The following is a 15,546-nucleotide window of genomic DNA, read 5'->3' as shown; positions in this document are numbered from 1 at the left end:
GGGCCCTCTCGCGTCTCGTCCGTGGGACTCCAGAACTACCCCCGGCGGCGCCCGAACAAACCGGCGGGCCGGACGGGTCGGGCCGGCGGGGCGGTCAGGCCGGCGCCCGCCGCGCGGTCAACGCGCCGAGGCCGATCATCCCGACGCCCAGGCCCAGGTGCAGCCAGTCGTCGGCCGGGTTTAGCGGAAGGAAGTTCGCGCCGCTGTCGGCGTCGACGGCGAGACCGTAGAGCCACAGCACCAGGTAGATCGCGCCCCCACCGACCAGGTAAACCCGGGCCATGGCGACCGTGCGCGACATCGCGAGCCCGGCCACCCCGAAGACCAGGTGGACGATGTTGTGCAGCGCCGAGACCTGGAACGCGTCGAGCAGCCGTGCACCCGAGTGGTGACCGGCGAGGCGCAGGTCGGCGAACGGATGGGTGACGCCGGGCACGAAGCCGAGCACCCCGATGAGCACGAAGAGCACGGCCACCACCGCGGTGACCCGGCGTACCGGGGGCTTGCCGTCGGCCGGATTGGGCCGGGCGCGGGAGTGTGCCATGGGTCCGGCCACCACCGTCTCCTCCCTGTGCGGCCCTGGGCCGTGCGCGGCTACCCCGAACCGGCGGGCGCAAACCGGCCGCCGCCGGGCCACCCTGCGGGGCCGGCGACCGGACGTCCACGGATCAGGCGGGTTGCAGCCGCGCGGCCGCGGCCGGCTGCCGGACCCGGTCGTACAGGGCGAGGTAGCGCTCGGCCATCACGGCCGGGGTGAACCGGGCCGCCGCCTCGCGGCGGCACTCGTCCGGGTCGAGCCGGCCCACCGCCGCCACGAGGTCGCCCAGCTCCTCCTCGTCGGCGGTGAGCAGCCCGGTGCGGCCGTGCTCGACCAGCTCCGGCAGGCAGCCCCGGGCCGTGGCCACCACGGGGGTGCCGAGCGCGAGCGACTCCACCACGGCGGTGCCCCCGGGCTCCTCCCAGCGCAGGGGGAACAACGTCGCGCGCGCCCCGGCCACCAGGTCGTCGCGGTCCTGTCCGGCGACCGTGCCGACCCAGCGGACCAGCTCGCCGTCCACGTACGGCGCCACCTCGTCGAGGAAGAAGCGGACGTCCGGGTTCTGCCGGGCGTCGTCACCGGCGGCGGCCAGCGCCTCCGGCCGGTGGTACGGCCCGACCGGACCGGCCAGCACCAGCGGGAAGCCGGCCTGCCGGGCGAGCCGCGCCCCGAGGTCCTGCCCCTTGCCCGGGTTGATCCGGCCGAGCACGACGACGTGGTCGCCCTTCTCCCGCCGCGGCCGGCGGTCCGCCCCGACGGCGAGCGGGGTGGCCAGGTGCACGTGCCCCACCGAGTGGTCGCGCAGCGCCTGCGGCGCCCGGGCCAGTTGCGCGGCGGACACGCCGTTCACCCGCACCCGGTCGCCGCCGTCGAGGGTGCCGTAGAGCGCCGGGTGCTTCGCCAGGTCCCAGTGCAGGGTGTGCAGCACCGGCGGGGCGTCCGGGCCCATGGCGGTGAGGGTGGCGAGGCCCACGGCCTCGACGTGGTCGTGCACGAGGTCGATGTCGTCGCGCGTGTGCAGCTGGCGGACCACCCCGGCCAGGTGCGCCTGGGCGATGCCGCAGACCTGGTTGTACGGCCGTTGCAGGGCCGCGAACTGGCCGTCGGGGAACACCGACACCAGCTCGTCGACCGGCAGCTCGCTGGTGCCCACCGAGGCGAGCACGACCCGGACGCCGAGCCGCCGCAGCTCCGGCACCAGCGTGGCCACGACGTTCTCGATGCCGCCGTAGCCCGGTGGCGGCACGGACAGCCACGGGCCGGCGTTCAGGAGCACGGTGAGGCTCATCGGACCCGGGTCCCGTCGCCCGGCCGGCGGGCCGCCCCCGCCTCGCCGCTCGGGCGCACCTCGCGGTCTCCGCGTCGGGCGGTCACGCCGCCGCCATCCGCCGGCGCGGCACCCGGTGCCGCAGCTCCGCGAGGGGCGGTCGCTCCTCGATGGACACGTCGCTCACCACGATCTCCCGCTCGAGGTTGGGCAGCCCCTCGGAACCGCCGCGACGGAACTGCGTCAACAGGGGAGTGGGGTCGGCGCCCGGAGCGGCCCAGCCGCGTCGTTGCAGGCGCGACCAGACGGTCAGCAGGATCTGCGCGGACATCCGGCCCAGCGCCGCCGTGTCCTGGTGCCGGTGCTTGCGCTCACCGAGGTCGACCTGGGCCAGCGCGTCGAGCCCCACCAGCTCCAGCAGGTCGATGAGCATGGCCGTCTCCACCCCGTAGCCGGAGACGAACGGCACCTGCGCGAGCACGTCGCGGCGGCCCGCGTACTCGCCGGCGAGGGGCTGCACGAAGCCGGCCAGCTCCGGCCAGAACAGGTTGAGCAGCGGGCGGGCCATCAGCTCGGTCACCCGGCCGCCGCCGTCGGGCTCCACGCTCGTGGTGCCGACCAGCGGCCGGTGGTAGAAGCCCTTCACGAACTCGACCGACGGGTCGGTCAGCAGCGGGCCGACCAGCCCCGTCACGAAGTGGGGGCGGAACTCCCGCAGATCGGCGTCGACGAACGCCACGATGTCGCCCTCCGCGGCGGCGAGCCCGGCCCAGAGGGCGTCCCCCTTGCCACTCAGCCGGGGCAGCCCGCGCGTCATGGCGTCCTGGCTGACCACCTCCGCCCCGGCGGCGCGGGCCACCCGGGCGGTCCGGTCGGTGGACCGCGAGTCCACGACGATGAGCTCGTCGACCAGGGCGACGCGGTCCATGAGGTGCTCGCGGATCGTCGACACGATCGCGCCGACGGTGGCCTCCTCGTTGCGCGCCGGCAGGACCACGCTGACCCGGCTGTCGCCCTTGGCGCGGAGCAGGTGCCGAGCGTTCCAGTCGTCCGCCGAGGTCGTGCGGTAGGTGGCCCAGGCCTCCACCACCGGTGAAACGGTCTCAATATCCCGCACGGGCACCCCCATTGTGTGGCGGAAGACGCTGGGTCCTTTTCCCACTGCGGACCTCGCGCTAACCGGATCATGCCTACCAGCTAGATCACGACGGTCCCACCACCTGGTTCCGGCCCGGTGAACGTTTCGTTGCGCGCCGATGGGGGGAGTGCTTGCCTTCGTACGGGAGACCGCGGGCGGGAGGGCGGGCCGGATGGGCACATGCCGGGTGGGACTGGTCGGCGCCGGTGGCGTGGCGCAGCGGCACGCGCGCGTGCTCGCCGGATTCGCCGACGTCGACCTGCTCGGGGTCACCGACGTGCGGGCGGAGGCCGCCGCCGCGCTGGCCGGCGCCCACGGCGCCCGGGCGTTCGCCGACGTCGACGCGCTGCTCGCCGCCGGCCCGGACGCCGTGTACGTCTGCGTGCCGCCGTTCGCGCACGGCCCCGTCGAGGAGGCGGTGGTCGACGCCGGGGTGCCCATGTTCGTGGAGAAGCCGGTCGCGCTCGACCTGCTGACCGCCGAGCGGATCGCCGGGCTCGTGGCGCGGCGGGGGCTGCTCACCGCGGTCGGACACCACTGGCGGTACCTGCCCGTGGTGGGGCAGGCGCGCGACCTGCTGGCGGGCCGCCGGATCCGGCTGGTGAGCGGCTCCTGGTGGGACAGGGTGCCGCCGGTGGACTGGTGGTGCCGCCGGAACGGCTCCGGCGGCCCGGTGGTCGAACAGGCCGCGCACGTCCTGGACCTGGTCCGCGTCCTCGCCGGCGAGGCGACCGAGGTCACGGCGTACGGCGACGGCACACCGCCGCCCGTCGACGGGGCGGACATCGACTCGGTCACGGCCGCCACGCTGCGCTTCGCCGGCGGCGCGGTCGGCACCCTGAGCACCGCCTGCGTCCTCGGCTGGAAGCACCGGGTCGTCCTGGAGATCCTGGCCGACGGGCTGGCCCTGACGCTGACCGAGGACGGCCTCGTGGTCCGCGACGCCGACGGGGAGCGGCGGATGCCGGCCGACCCGGAGGCCGCCCGGGTCGCGGTGGATCGGGCGTTCGTCGACGCGGTCCGCGGTGTCGCCGACGACGTCCGGGTTTCGTACGCCGAGGCGCTGGCCACCCACCGGCTCGCCCTGGCGGTGGCCGACTCGGCCCGCACCGGGCGGCCCGTACGCCTGGCGGAGGCGACCCCGGCGGCGACCGCGGGGGTGAGCGTCGATGCGTGACCGGGTGGTGGTGGTCGAGGGCCCGGGCCGGGTCACCCTGGCCGAGCAGGACACCGAGCCGCTGCGTCCGGGCACCTTCCGTGTCGCCACCCTCTTCAGCGGTGTCTCCGCCGGCACCGAACTCAGCTACGTGAAGGGCACCAACCCCTGGCTCAACGCCACCTGGGACGCCGACCTCGGCCTGTTCCGCCCCGGCCCGCCCAGCACCCCGTACCCGGTGACGAGGTTGGGGTACATGCAGGTGGGGCGGGTGGTGGAGAGCGCCACCCCGGCCGTCGCCGAGGGTGCGGTCGGCGCCATGACGTACGGCCACCGCACCGGCTGGGTCGCCGACCCGGTCGCCGAGCGGTTCGTGCCGCTGCCGGACGACCTGGACCCGCTGCTCGGCGTCTACGTCGCGCACATGGGGCCGATCTGCGCCAACGGGCTGCTGCACGCGGCCGCCGACCTGCACGGCGCCGACGTCCGGTCGCTCGGCGACGGGGTGCGCGGCCGGCGGGTCGCCGTGGTCGGGGCCGGGGTGGTGGCGCTGCTCACGGGCCTGTTCGCCCGGCGTCACGGCGCGGCGTCGGTGGTGGTGCTCGACCCGACGCCCCAGCGCCGCCAGGTCGCGGAGGCCCTCGGTCTGGAGACCCTCGACCTGGACGCGGACGACCCGGCCGTGGTGCTCAAGACCCGCTGGGCGCACGCGCCCGGGGACCGGGGCGCCGACGTGGTGTTCCAGTGCCGGGGGCGGGCCCCGGCCCTGCACCTCGCGCTGCGCCTGCTCCGCCCCCAGGGCACGGTCGTCGACCTGGCGTTCTACCAGGCGGGCGCCGACGCGGTGCGCCTCGGGGAGGAATTCCACCACAACGGCCTGTCCGTCCGGTGCGCCCAGATCGGCCGGGTGCCCCGCGGGCTCGCGCCGACCTGGGACCGGGAGCGGCTCTCCGCCGAGACGATCGACCTGCTGCGGACGCACGGCGATCTCATCCGCAAGCACCTGGTGTCGGCGGTGGTGCCGTTCGACGAGGCGCCCGCCCTGCTGACCGACCTCGCCGAGCGGCGCCGGCAGGAGCTGCAGGTGGTCCTCGCCGTCTGAGGAGGCGAGTCGATCACCGTGTTGCCCCCGGCCCGGGGTCGGGAGCAACATGCCGCTCGGGTGGGACGCGGAAGCCGCCCGAGTTCGCGTACCGTTGCCGCTCATGGGTGTGTCGCAACGGTTCAAGACCAGGTTCCGGCGGTTCCTCCAGCGCCCGGGGCACACGGTCGACCTGGCCCCGCTGGAGAAGCTGCTTCCGGCGATCGAGGCGCGCGAGGACGACCTCGCGGCGCTCGACGACGCCGAGCTCACCGAGGCCGCCGGCCGGGCCGCGGGCTACGAGGAGATCTGCGCGATCGGCCGGGAGGCCGCCCGGCGCGGGCTGGACCAGCGGCCGTACGACGTCCAGCTGCTCGGCGCGATGGCCCTGCTTTCCGGCAAGGTCGCGGAGATGGCGACCGGTGAGGGCAAGACGCTCACCGCGGCGGTCGCCGCGTACGGGCACGTGCGGATGGGCAACGGGCCGGTCCACGTGCTCACCGTCAACGACTACCTGGCCCGCCGCGACGCCCAGTGGATGGAGCCGGTCTACACCCTGCTCGGCCTCACCGTGGGCTGGGTCAACGAGGCGTCCACCCCGCAGGAGCGGCGCGACGCGTACGCCTGCGACGTCACCTACGTCTCGGTCAGCGAGGCCGGCTTCGACTACCTGCGCGACCAGCTCGTCACCGACATCGACGACCGGGTGCAGCCGCCCCTGCGCACCGCCATCGTCGACGAGGCCGACTCGATCCTCATCGACGAGGCCCGGGTGCCCATGGTGCTGGCCGGCGCGGTCCCCGGCGAGCAGGACCCGGTGCACGCCGCCGCCGCCCTCGTGCGCGGGCTGCGCAAGGGCAAGCACTACACGGTGGCCGAGGACGGCCGCAGCGTGGCGTTCACCTCCGCCGGCCTGGCGGCCGTCGAGGCCAAGCTGGGCATCGACCTGTACGACGAGGAGCACGTCGAGCAGCTCTCCGCGGTCAACGTGGCGCTGCACGCGCACGCCCTGCTGCACCGTGACGTGGACTACATCGTCCGGGAGGGCTCGGTCGAGCTGATCGACGAGATGCGGGGCCGGGTGGCCCAGCGCCGCCGCTGGCCCGACGGGCTCCAGGCGGCCGTCGAGGCCAAGGAGGGTCTGGACGCCACCGCCGAGGGCGAGGTGCTCGGCACGATCGCCGTGCAGGCGTACGTGGGGCTCTACCCGAAGGTGTGCGGGATGACCGCCACCGCGGTGCTGGTCGGCGACCAGCTGCGCGAGTTCTTCGGCCTCGAGGTGGCCGTGATCCCGCCGAACACCCCCTGCGTCCGCGAGGACGAGCCGGACCGCATCTACGCGACCCGCGCCGAGAAGGAGGAGGCGCTGATCGACGAGATCAAGCGCTGCCACGAGGTGGGGCGGCCGGTGCTGGTGGGCACGCTGGACGTCAAGGAGTCCGAGGGGCTGGCGGCCGGCCTGCACGCGGCCGGCGTGCCGTGCGTCGTGCTCAACGCCAAGAACGACGACGAGGAGGCGGCGATCATCGCCGAGGCCGGCGCGTACGGCGCGGTGACCGTCTCCACCCAGATGGCCGGCCGGGGCGTCGACATCCGCCTCGGCGGCAGCGACCAGGCCGACCGGGAGCGGGTGGCCGAGCTCGGTGGCCTCTACGTGATCGGCAGCGGCCGGCACGACAGCCGGCGGGTCGACGACCAGCTCCGCGGCCGGGCCGGCCGCCAGGGCGACCCGGGCGGCTCGGTCTTCTTCGTGAGCCTGGAGGACGACCTGGTCGTGCGGCACGCCGCCGACTCGGTGCCGGCGTCGCCGCGGATGAACGCGGACGGCCTGGTCACCGACGAGCAGGTCGACTACGCGGTGGAGCACGCCCAGCGGGTCGCCGAGGGCGTCAACCACGAGATCCACCGCAACACCTGGCGCTACAGCGTGGTGATCGAGCAGCAGCGCAAGGCGCTCGCCGAGCGGCGCGAGCGGCTGCTCACCAGCGACGTGGCCGCGCTCATGCTGCTGGACAAGGTGCCGGAGAAGGCCGGCGAGATGGACGAGGACCTGCTCGCCCGGGTCGCGCGTTCGATCGCGCTCTTCCACCTCGACCGGCTGTGGGCCGAGCACCTGGCCGAGCTGTCCGAGGTCCGCGAGGGCGTGCACCTGCGGGCGCTGGGCCGGCTCGACCCGCTCGACGAGTTCCACCGGGCGGCGGTGCCGGCGTTCAACGCGCTGGTTCCGGAGATCGAGGCGCGCACCATCGCCACTTTCACCGAGACCGACTTCGACGAGGACTGGGTGCCCGACGAGGCCAAGCTCGTGCGGCCCACCGCCACGTGGACGTACCTCGTGCACGACAACCCGTTCGGTTCGGAGCTGGATCGGCTCATCGCCTCGGTGGGGCGCCGCCTCACGGGGGCGTCCCGCTGACCCGCGGGGGCCAGTCCGGCGCCGGTCCCGCCAGCTGGCCCCCCTTTTGGCCCGTTTCGACCCCTGTACGCGGGGGTAGTAGGGCGCGTCCGGGAACTCGGGAGAGAGCAGAACATGACACAGGGGATGGCACCGGCCGGGTGTGCCGGAACGGGCCGCGGCACGGGGGCTGTGTACCGGTGAACCTCGACACCGACGCACCGGTGGTGGCGACCGTCGGCGTGCTGGAGACGGCCGCGCTGTTGCGGGAGCTGACCGCCGGTCTCATCACCGTGACCGATTTCGATGATGCGCTGGCCGCGCTCGTCCGGATCACCCGGGACGCCGTGGCCGGGGTGAGCTGGTGCGGTTTCACGGCGCTGCGAGCCGGGCAGCCGGCCAGCGCGGCCGCCTCGGACCCCCGGCTGGCCGGCCTGGACGACCTGCGGCACGGCCCCGACTCACCGGCCATGGACGCGATCCGGCGGCGGGAGATGGTCCTGTCGGAGGACCTCGGCCGGGAGCGGCGGTGGCCCGACTGGACGTCCCGCGCCGTCGACCTCGGGGTCCACGGCGTGATCTCGGCGCCGCTCGACGTCGACGACCACGTGATCGGGGCGATCAACCTGTACGCGGACGCCCGCGACGCGCTGACCACCCAGCACCAGCTCACCGCGATGCTGCTCGCCGAGCACGCGGGCCTGCTGCTGGCGGCCGTCCGCGACCGCGCGCGGCAGCTCGAGGTCGCCGGCGAGCGGGACGCCTCGCTGCTGCACGAGGGCGTGGTGGGGCAGGCCATCGGTGTGATCATGACGCAACGGGGCTGCCCGGCCGCCGAGGCGCTCGAGGTGTTGCGCAGCGCCGCGTCGTCGCTCGACATCCCGCTGCGGGAGGTGGCCGAGCGGCTGGTGCGCACGGTCTCCCGCGACCGCGACAACTGACCCTGGCGTCGGCTTCCGTCCGGTCTCGTGCCGTTTCGCCCGGGGTGCGCCCGGGTAGCACCCTGGACTCACGCGCTACGCACCAGGGGAGGGAACGATGCAGAGCCGGCTACGGGTGCAGGGGCACCCGATCCAACCGATGCTGGTGACGTTCCCGTACGGGCTCTTCGTCTGTGCGGTCGTCTTCGACCTGACCGACGTCCTCGGCGGGCCCGCCTTCCTCGGCGAGGTCGGCTACTGGACGGTTGTGGCCGCGCTGGTCTCCGCCGCCATGGCGGCGGTGGCCGGGATGGTCGACCTGTGGGACGTGCCCGGCGACCGCACGCAGCGCACCGCGATCGCGTTCAACCTCGTGAACCTCGCCATGGCGGGGCTCTTCCTGCTGGCCTGCCTGATCCGCTCCGACTCGCCGGAGCGCGGCGCGTCGGCCGTGCTGCTCGCCACCGAGGTGGTGGCCCTGGCCGTCGGCGGGGTGGGCGTCCGACTCGGCGCGCGCCTCGTGCGCCGGTTCGACGCGGGCCGCCGCGCCGAGGCGACCACGTTCGACGCCCTGCCCGGCGTGACCGGGTCGACGGCCGAGGTCGTCCCACCCCGGCCGTGACGGCGGGCCGGATGTCCGCCGACCGGTGGCGCCCGATCCGCTGGGAGGGGCCTGCCCGGCCGGGGTGCGACGGGGTCGGTCCGGCCGCCAAATCCGTTTGCCGGCCGCGGCCGCCGCCGGCAGCCTCACTTCCATGCAGACCGACGCCGATTTCGCGGACCTGATCGCCGAGGGCGCCGCCGCGCCCGTCGAGGGCTGGGCGTTCGACTGGCTGTCCGGCCGGGCCACCGAGGAGCGCCCGCCCTGGGGGTACGCGCGGCTCGTCGCCGCGCGGATGGCGCACGCCGACGCGGCGCTGGACGTGGACACCGGCGGCGGCGAGGTCCTCGCCGAGGTGCCCCGCCCGCCCCGCCTGCTGGTGGCCACCGAGGGCTGGCCGCCGAACGTGGCGGTCGCCCGGCGCACGCTGCGCCCGCTCGGCGCCACGGTGGTGGCGGTCACCCCGGACGCGCCGCTGCCCTTCCGGGACGCGAGCTTCGACCTCGTGGTGAGCCGCCACCCCGTGCGCACCGACTGGCCGGAGACGGCCCGGGTCCTGCGGCCCGGCGGGACGTTCCTGTCCCAGCAGATCGGGGCGGGCACCGTACGGGAGCTGAGCGAGGCCGTCCTCGGGCCGCTACCGGCACCGACCCGGCGTCACGCGGACCAGGCGGTCGCCGCCGCGCGGGACGCCGGGCTCACCGTGGTGGACCTGCGGGAGGCGACGCTGCGGACGGTCTTCCACGACATCGCGGCGGTCGTCTGGTTCCTGCGCAAGGTCGTGTGGACGGTCCCCGGTTTCACGGTGGACCGGTTCCGCCGCGAGCTGTACGCCCTGCACCTGCGGATCCGGGCCGAGGGCGCGTTCGTGGCCCACGCCCGCCGTTTCCTGATCGAAGCCCGCCACCCCTGATCCGCCGCCCCGCCCGGCCCCTCCCGGTGATCATGAAGTTGTTGCCTCTTCACACGGCGTGTCGTGACGATAACTTCATGATCACCCGGGCTGGGCCGGGCTGGGCTGGGCCGGGGCCGGGCCGGGGGCCGGTGCTGTCAGTGGGGTGCCTCTTTGTGGTGGGCGGCGAGGACGTCGTCGCCGAAGTCGCTGGCGGGCCGGCGCAGCACGGTGTGCACGTGGTTGCCGTCGTCGGCGGTGTTGTCGTACTCGAGGAGCAGGTCGTCGCCCTGGACGCGGTAGTAGTGCCGCTGCCCCGGGCGGGTCGGACCGGCCCACGCGAAGTGCAGTTCGCGGCCGTCGAGGCGGTCGGCCTCCCGGAGGGCCAGCTCGGGCGGGAGCCGGTCCAGGTAGACCGCGACGAGCTGGTTCAGCAGCGCCCGGCCGGTCGGCCCGAGCCGGTCCGCCGGTACGCCGAGCGGCTCCAGCGGGCCGGGGACGCGGGGACGGGTGGCGCTCACGATGTCTCCCGGCGCCTCGTCCGCGATGATCGCCGCGGCGCGCGCGGCCGGACCCATGGCGTCGAGCAGCGCGCGGGCCAGGTCCTCCTCGACACCGAGGGGCCGCGAGACGGGGTGGCCCGCGTGCCGGACGGTGGCGGGGTTGGCGCCGAAGAAGATCGGGGCGGGGGAGACCCGGTCGTCGGCCACGGTCATGCTGACCGACAGGTGGTGCCCCTCCAGCCGCCAGCCCCACCGGTCGTCGCGTTCCGGGTCGCCGAAGACGGCCACCCAGTAGTCGCCGCTGTGCCGGCCCTGGCGCCAGCCCTCGGCCCGGTCCAGCACCTCCTCGAGCGCGACGATCGCCATGGCCTGCGCGTACGCGGCCGGGCTGAGCGCGGTGGCCAGCAGCCGGTGCGCGGCCTTGCGGCCGGCCCGGTCCAGGTCGTCGAGGCAGACACCGGGCCGTGGCCGGGGCCGGTACTCCAGCCAGCGCCGCGCCGCGGTGTCGTCGAAGCGGTACGCCGCGCGGGCGCGCGCCGGCTCGTCCAGTGCGGCGAGCAACGCGGCCCCGGCCGCGCGCATCTGTTCGGGCAGGGGATCCATCACCGCCCCTGTATACCGGCCCGGCCCGGGCCCCGCGGGGGATCACCCCGGATGTGGGGGCGGACCGGCGACCGCCCGTCCCCCGCAGGTCGGCCGGGCGGGGTTGGTACGGTCTGCGGCGCGCGTCGGGGAGGGCCATGGACGAGTTGGTGTACGTGGGCAACGCGGGGGTCGACGGGGCGACCAACGCGGGTTGGCTGCTCGGGTACTTCATGCCGCCGGGCGAGGTGCGTCACAGCGCCGACGTCGAGGTCAAGTGGGGTGTGCATCCGGCGGGGGAGGCGCGTTCGGCGTGGGCGACCGGTGAGCGCCGGACGGCCCTGCTGGTGCTGGTGAGCGGCCGGTTCCGGGTCGAGCTGCCGGACCGGACCGTGGTGCTCGGCGCGCCCGGCGACTATGTGGTGTGGGGTCGCGGCGTGGACCACTCCTGGTACGCCGAGCGGGAGTCCGTGGTGCTGACCGTCCGCTGGCCGTCGGTGCCGGGCTACCGGGTGGGACCTCCCGTCGTCCGCTGACCGGTGCTGACCCGCCCCGACCGGCCGCCAGGGGTGGTGGCGGACACCACGTCCCAGCATCCGGAATGCCTACTAAACCAATAGGGTTTGCAGACTAATCTGGAGGCGTCTCCGACCCGTGAGGACGCCATGAGCCACCGCACCGAGCCCGACCTGCTCGCCCTCGCCGCGCCCTGGGCGGCGGACCCGGCCGGCTGGCCGGCGCCCCTGCGCTTCGACCCCGTCACCCGCTGGTACGCCCGGCTCGCGACCGGTGTCGACCACGAGGTCTGGGCGCTGAGCTGGCTGCCGGGGCAGGGCACGGACCTGCACGACCACGGCGGCTCGGCGGGCGCGTTCCTCGTGGTCGCCGGCATCCTCACCGAGGAGACGGTCAGCGGCGCGCGGCTGCGCCCCCGTCGGCTCCCCGCCGGTTCCGGCCGGCGCTTCGGCGCGCGGCACGTGCATCTCGTGGCCAACCGCGACGACGCGCCAGCCGTCAGCGTGCACGTCTACCGGCCGGCGCTGCGCCGGATGACCCGCTACCACCTGGGCGGTGGCCGGCTGCGGGTCGCCGACGTGGCGGAAGCCGGCGTCGCCTGGTGACCACCGCGCCGCGGCACCCGCCCGCGGCCGTTCGACCCCGGCGCCCGCGACGACCCGCCCGCCCCCCGTCCCCGCTCCCGACACCGGAAGGAACCCCCATGCGCCCGTCCCGTGCCACCCGCTGTCCGGACCCGACACCGCCGCCGGGTTCTCGCGGCGTCGACGAGATCCTGGCCACCGCCCGGGCCCGGCTCGACCGGCTGGACCCGGAGCGCGCACACCTCGCGTACCGGGGCGGCGCGCTGCTGGTCGACATCCGGCCGGCAGCCCAGCGGGCCGCGCACGGCACCGTCCCGGGAGCGCTCGCCGTCGAGCGCAACGTCCTCGAGTGGCGGTTCGACCCCCGCTGCCCCTCCCGGCTGCCCCAGGCCGGCGGCTACGACCTGCCGGTGGTGATCCTCTGCCAGGAGGGCTACACCTCCTCGCTGGCCGCCGCCTCCCTCCAGGACCTCGGGCTCTGGCGGGCCACCGACGTCGTCGGCGGCTTCGCCGCCTGGCGGATCACCGGCCTGCCCGCGCTCGGCCCGACCCCGCTGCCCCCGTCGCCGTTCCCGCCCCCGGTCACCGCCGCCCGGGCGCTCCACTGACCGCCGCGCTCCACCGCGCGCGGCGGACGCACGCCGTACCAGGAGGCACCATGTCCGTCGTCGCCATCTCTCCCCGGCCCCGCCCCGCGACCCGCGCCGACCGGCCCGGGCCGGTCCGCACCGCGGCGACCCTCACCCTCACCGTCGAACTCCAGCCCGGGCCCCTCACACCCCGGCTCGCGCGACTGCTCGACCTCATCGGCGAACTCGCCGAGTCCGGTGAGGGCCGGCTGCGCGCCGCCGCGCCCCCGCCGGCGGCGCCCCGGCCGGTCCCGGCCCCGCCCGCCGCGGGGCCCGACGAGGTCCGCATCCTGGCCGGCACCCGCGTCGTACGCCACGCGGGCCGCGTCGTGCAGCTCACCCGCATCGAGTACGACCTGCTGCTGTACCTGGCCGAGCGGCCCCGGCGGGTGTTCACGCGCCCGCGCCTGCTGGCCGACGTGTGGGGCTACGAACACGCGCTGGCCCGCACCGTCGACGTGCACGTCCGCCGGCTGCGCGCGAAGTTCGGCGCCGGCACACCGCTCGTGACCACCGTGTACGGCGTCGGCTACCGGCTCGCCGACGACGCCCGGATCACCATCGACCGGGACCACTGAGGGCGGTGTCCCGCCGGGCGCACCCGCCACTGTGGTGGGCGGGTGCGCCGCCCGGCGCGGAACGTGAACCGGGAGGGCACCCCCCGTATCGGGTCATCTCGGCGGCTCTGCTGTAATCATCAGACCTCGTACGCAGAGCGAGCATCCGGCTCCGATGTGTTCGTCAATTGTCACATTCATGCAACGCAGCCGCCTCTTGACCCTCGCACGGGCGCCGGGAAGCATCGATGAAGCGGCGTCCCGGGCCGTGGGGAGATACCCGGACCAGCCAAGGAGGACCATGTCGGTCAGCCCCGCCTCGTCGCGCGCCGGATGGCATACGTCCCAACCCGCGGTTCCCGGTCGACCCCCCGGGGGCCAGCGCCGTCCGGCGAGCACGTCCGCGCCGGTGCTCACCGTCACCCTGTCCATCCCGCTGGCCTGCGAGGAGTCGCTCACCCCGCCGGCCCGCCGGCTGCTAGAGGCGGCGCGCGAGCTGATCGAACGCGGCGAGGGGACGGTCTCCGGGGTGCCCGCCGCGACCGAGCGGCGCGCCGAGGTGCCGGCGGGCCGGGCCCCGTCCCGGCCACTCGCCTCCACCCTCCCGAGCCTGCACATCCTCGCGTCCTCCCGGTCGGTGCTGCGCGACGGGGAGCCGCTGCCGTTGACCCGGCTCGAGTTCGACCTCCTGCTGCACCTGGTGGCCCACCCGCGCCGGGTGTTCACCCGGCTGCAACTGCTCAACGCCGTGTGGGGCTACGAGCACGCCGGCGTCCGCACCGTCGACGTGCACGTGCGGCGGCTGCGCGGCAAGGTGGGCGTCGACGTCCCGCTGGTCACCACCGTCTACGGGGTCGGTTACCGGCTCGCCGACGACGCCCGGGTGACCGTCGACCGCAGCGGCTGACCGGCGCCGGGGCAGGATGGTCGGGTGCGCGTCCGACCCATCTCGCCCGAACGGCTCGTCACCGAGCTGACCGACCGACTCGTCGAGCACGCCGCCCGCGTCGACGCCGGCACGCCCCCGGGCCGCCTGCGCGTCGGCGTGGACGGGCCCGCCGCCGCCCGTCCCGACGACCTGGCCGCCGCCCTGATCGACCCGCTGCACGAGCGGGGCCGCCCGGCGCTGCACGTGCGCGCCGAGGATTTCCTCCGCCCCGCCTCGGTCCGCCTCGAACAGGGCCGCACCAACCCGGACGCCTACTACGAGGGCTGGGTCGACGAGGCGGGGCTGCGTCGCGAGGTGCTCGACCCCGCCGGCCCGGGTGGCTCGGGGCGGCTGCTGCCCTCCCTCTGGGACGCCGTGGCCGACCGGGCAAGCCGGGCCGCGTACGTCGAGCTGCCGCCGGGCGGCGTGGTGCTCGTGAGCGGCCCGCTGCTGCTCGGCGGGGCGCTGCCCTTCGACATCACCGTCCACCTGGCCCTCTCCCCGGGCGCGCTGCGGCGGCGGACCGACCCGGGGCAGGCGTGGACGCTGCCCGCCTTCGACCGCTACGACACCGAGGTCGCGCCCGCGTCGTTCGCCGACGTCGTGGTCCGCTTCGACGACCCTCGGCACCCCGCCGTCGTGGAGTCCCCGATGCCCCGCTGAGTACCGCAAATCCCCGGTTTGATCGTCGGATCGGGCGGGTATTCGCCCGGCTCACAGAGCACGGGTGATCGCCCGTGCACCCGACGCGACCGTGACCGGAGCCACCGCGCACCGGGCGCCCGGTTGACCAGATGCCAGGAAAGGCAGGCAGCCATGCTCGTCCACGACACGGTAGGCACGAGCCGCTCGCAGGCGGAGATCGACCAGATCCGGCAGTCCCTCCAGGCGCGCTACGACGAGCTGTCCGCGGAGTACGACCAGGCGGTGCTGCAGAGCCAGGTGCTGCGGCTGGTCGAGGTCGGCGACACCGCCGGCGACGACCAGGCCGACAGCGGCACCAAGACCGCCGAGCGGGACACCGCGCAGTCGCTGCTGCGGACCATCCTCGACCGCCGCGCCCAGTACGAGCACGCGCTCACCCGCCTCGCCGAGGGCACCTACGGCTACTGCGAGGGCTGCTCGTCGCCGATCCCGGTCGAGCGGCTGGAGATCTTCCCGTCGGCCACGACCTGCGTGTCCTGCAAGCAGACGCGGGAGCGCCGGGCGGCCTGACGGACCCCGCACGGTTGCCGGTCGGTCCGGAACGCGGTGGACTC

Annotated in this window: 17 protein-coding genes; 13 read left to right on the top strand and 4 right to left on the bottom strand. The window is 75.3% G+C overall.

Translation table 11 applies throughout. From position 1 onward, the window contains the following. Nucleotides 1-94: 94 nt before the first annotated feature. The 3 genes from ACSNOA_RS18280 to ACSNOA_RS18270 all read right to left on the bottom strand — a co-directional run bounded on the left by ACSNOA_RS18280 (nt 95) and on the right by ACSNOA_RS18270 (nt 2,934). On the bottom strand, nt 95-544 hold the full coding sequence (locus tag ACSNOA_RS18280) for a DUF4383 domain-containing protein (RefSeq protein WP_436662362.1): 450 nt from the start codon (nt 542-544) through the stop codon (nt 95-97). A gap of 124 nt (nt 545-668) precedes the next feature. Continuing rightward, a complete protein-coding gene (locus ACSNOA_RS18275; RefSeq protein WP_436659879.1) occupies nt 669-1,826 on the bottom strand; it encodes a glycosyltransferase in 1,158 nt (385 codons plus the stop codon). 82 nt (nt 1,827-1,908) lie between these two features. Beyond that, nucleotides 1,909-2,934, bottom strand: coding sequence for a glucosyl-3-phosphoglycerate synthase (locus ACSNOA_RS18270; protein ID WP_436659877.1), 1,026 nt, complete (start codon nt 2,932-2,934; stop codon nt 1,909-1,911). Between the two features lie 181 nt (nt 2,935-3,115). Here ACSNOA_RS18270 and ACSNOA_RS18265 point away from each other — a divergent pair, with 181 nt between their 5' ends. The 6 genes from ACSNOA_RS18265 (at nt 3,116) to ACSNOA_RS18240 (ending at nt 10,009) form a co-directional block, all read left to right on the top strand. After that, nucleotides 3,116-4,120: a Gfo/Idh/MocA family protein gene (locus tag ACSNOA_RS18265; RefSeq protein WP_436659875.1), complete on the top strand. Its 1,005-nt coding sequence runs from the start codon at nt 3,116-3,118 to the stop codon at nt 4,118-4,120. Beyond that, a complete protein-coding gene (locus ACSNOA_RS18260) occupies nt 4,113-5,201 on the top strand; it encodes a zinc-binding dehydrogenase (protein WP_436659874.1) in 1,089 nt (362 codons plus the stop codon). The genes ACSNOA_RS18265 and ACSNOA_RS18260 overlap by 8 nt, the downstream gene beginning before the upstream one ends. Before the next feature lie 103 nt (nt 5,202-5,304). Then, nucleotides 5,305-7,596 carry an accessory Sec system translocase SecA2 gene (gene secA2, locus ACSNOA_RS18255; RefSeq protein ID WP_436659873.1) on the top strand — a complete coding sequence of 764 codons (2,292 nt, stop codon included), beginning with the start codon at nt 5,305-5,307 and terminating at the stop codon, nt 7,594-7,596. 179 nt (nt 7,597-7,775) lie between these two features. Further along, nucleotides 7,776-8,516, top strand: a complete 741-nt coding sequence (locus ACSNOA_RS18250; RefSeq protein WP_436659871.1) for a GAF and ANTAR domain-containing protein — start codon at nt 7,776-7,778, stop codon at nt 8,514-8,516. Nucleotides 8,517-8,613: 97 nt separating this feature from the next. Continuing rightward, complete coding sequence (locus ACSNOA_RS18245) at nt 8,614-9,117, top strand: DUF2231 domain-containing protein (protein WP_436659870.1); 504 nt, start codon at nt 8,614-8,616, stop codon at nt 9,115-9,117. A 133-nt stretch (nt 9,118-9,250) separates the two neighbouring features. Further along, complete coding sequence (locus ACSNOA_RS18240) at nt 9,251-10,009, top strand: class I SAM-dependent methyltransferase (protein ID WP_436659868.1); 759 nt, start codon at nt 9,251-9,253, stop codon at nt 10,007-10,009. A gap of 137 nt (nt 10,010-10,146) precedes the next feature. Here the strand turns inward: ACSNOA_RS18240 and ACSNOA_RS18235 are convergent, their stop codons facing one another. Further along, nucleotides 10,147-11,097 (bottom strand): DUF3500 domain-containing protein, encoded by a 951-nt coding sequence (locus ACSNOA_RS18235; protein WP_436659866.1) that lies wholly within the window; start codon nt 11,095-11,097, stop codon nt 10,147-10,149. 134 nt (nt 11,098-11,231) lie between these two features. On the opposite strand from ACSNOA_RS18235, the gene ACSNOA_RS18230 reads away from it, so the two are divergent. The 7 genes from ACSNOA_RS18230 (at nt 11,232) to ACSNOA_RS18200 (ending at nt 15,502) form a co-directional block, all read left to right on the top strand. After that, the gene (locus ACSNOA_RS18230) at nt 11,232-11,609 is read left to right on the top strand and encodes a signal peptidase I (RefSeq protein WP_436659864.1); all 378 of its coding nucleotides are present in this window, start codon (nt 11,232-11,234) and stop codon (nt 11,607-11,609) included. Between the two features lie 129 nt (nt 11,610-11,738). Continuing rightward, complete coding sequence (locus tag ACSNOA_RS18225; protein WP_436659862.1) at nt 11,739-12,194, top strand: cysteine dioxygenase; 456 nt, start codon at nt 11,739-11,741, stop codon at nt 12,192-12,194. A gap of 98 nt (nt 12,195-12,292) precedes the next feature. Beyond that, nucleotides 12,293-12,781 (top strand): rhodanese-like domain-containing protein, encoded by a 489-nt coding sequence (locus tag ACSNOA_RS18220; protein WP_436659860.1) that lies wholly within the window; start codon nt 12,293-12,295, stop codon nt 12,779-12,781. 50 nt (nt 12,782-12,831) lie between these two features. Beyond that, entirely contained in the window at nt 12,832-13,380 is a 549-nt protein-coding gene (locus tag ACSNOA_RS18215; protein WP_436659858.1) for a winged helix-turn-helix domain-containing protein, read from the top strand. 280 nt (nt 13,381-13,660) lie between these two features. Then, nucleotides 13,661-14,266: a winged helix-turn-helix domain-containing protein gene (locus ACSNOA_RS18210; protein WP_436659856.1), complete on the top strand. Its 606-nt coding sequence runs from the start codon at nt 13,661-13,663 to the stop codon at nt 14,264-14,266. Nucleotides 14,267-14,290: 24 nt separating this feature from the next. Beyond that, the gene (locus tag ACSNOA_RS18205) at nt 14,291-14,950 is read left to right on the top strand and encodes a uridine kinase (protein WP_436659854.1); all 660 of its coding nucleotides are present in this window, start codon (nt 14,291-14,293) and stop codon (nt 14,948-14,950) included. Nucleotides 14,951-15,103: 153 nt separating this feature from the next. Then, complete coding sequence (locus ACSNOA_RS18200; RefSeq protein WP_436659852.1) at nt 15,104-15,502, top strand: TraR/DksA family transcriptional regulator; 399 nt, start codon at nt 15,104-15,106, stop codon at nt 15,500-15,502. Nucleotides 15,503-15,546: the final 44 nt, after the last annotated feature.

The sequence above is a fragment of the Micromonospora sp. URMC 103 genome (genome assembly GCF_051386435.1).
GTDB lineage: Bacteria > Actinomycetota > Actinomycetes > Mycobacteriales > Micromonosporaceae > Micromonospora.
The sequence above is the reverse complement of the archived record's forward strand: the minus strand, read 5'-3'. Positions and strand labels throughout refer to the sequence as shown.

Bases quoted from the DNA above. Each gene is read 5' to 3' on its own strand.
- ACSNOA_RS18280 (WP_436662362.1), bottom strand. From the start codon at position 544: ATGGCACACTCCCGCGCCCGGCCCAATCCGGCCGACGGCAAGCCCCCG.
- ACSNOA_RS18275 (WP_436659879.1), bottom strand. From the start codon at position 1,826: ATGAGCCTCACCGTGCTCCTGAACGCCGGCCCGTGGCTGTCCGTGCCG.
- ACSNOA_RS18270 (WP_436659877.1), bottom strand. From the start codon at position 2,934: ATGGGGGTGCCCGTGCGGGATATTGAGACCGTTTCACCGGTGGTGGAG.
- ACSNOA_RS18265 (WP_436659875.1), top strand. From the start codon at position 3,116: ATGGGCACATGCCGGGTGGGACTGGTCGGCGCCGGTGGCGTGGCGCAG.
- ACSNOA_RS18260 (WP_436659874.1), top strand. From the start codon at position 4,113: ATGCGTGACCGGGTGGTGGTGGTCGAGGGCCCGGGCCGGGTCACCCTG.
- secA2 (WP_436659873.1), top strand. From the start codon at position 5,305: ATGGGTGTGTCGCAACGGTTCAAGACCAGGTTCCGGCGGTTCCTCCAG.
- ACSNOA_RS18245 (WP_436659870.1), top strand. From the start codon at position 8,614: ATGCAGAGCCGGCTACGGGTGCAGGGGCACCCGATCCAACCGATGCTG.
- ACSNOA_RS18240 (WP_436659868.1), top strand. From the start codon at position 9,251: ATGCAGACCGACGCCGATTTCGCGGACCTGATCGCCGAGGGCGCCGCC.
- ACSNOA_RS18230 (WP_436659864.1), top strand. From the start codon at position 11,232: ATGGACGAGTTGGTGTACGTGGGCAACGCGGGGGTCGACGGGGCGACC.
- ACSNOA_RS18225 (WP_436659862.1), top strand. From the start codon at position 11,739: ATGAGCCACCGCACCGAGCCCGACCTGCTCGCCCTCGCCGCGCCCTGG.
- ACSNOA_RS18220 (WP_436659860.1), top strand. From the start codon at position 12,293: ATGCGCCCGTCCCGTGCCACCCGCTGTCCGGACCCGACACCGCCGCCG.
- ACSNOA_RS18215 (WP_436659858.1), top strand. From the start codon at position 12,832: ATGTCCGTCGTCGCCATCTCTCCCCGGCCCCGCCCCGCGACCCGCGCC.
- ACSNOA_RS18210 (WP_436659856.1), top strand. From the start codon at position 13,661: ATGTCGGTCAGCCCCGCCTCGTCGCGCGCCGGATGGCATACGTCCCAA.
- ACSNOA_RS18200 (WP_436659852.1), top strand. From the start codon at position 15,104: ATGCTCGTCCACGACACGGTAGGCACGAGCCGCTCGCAGGCGGAGATC.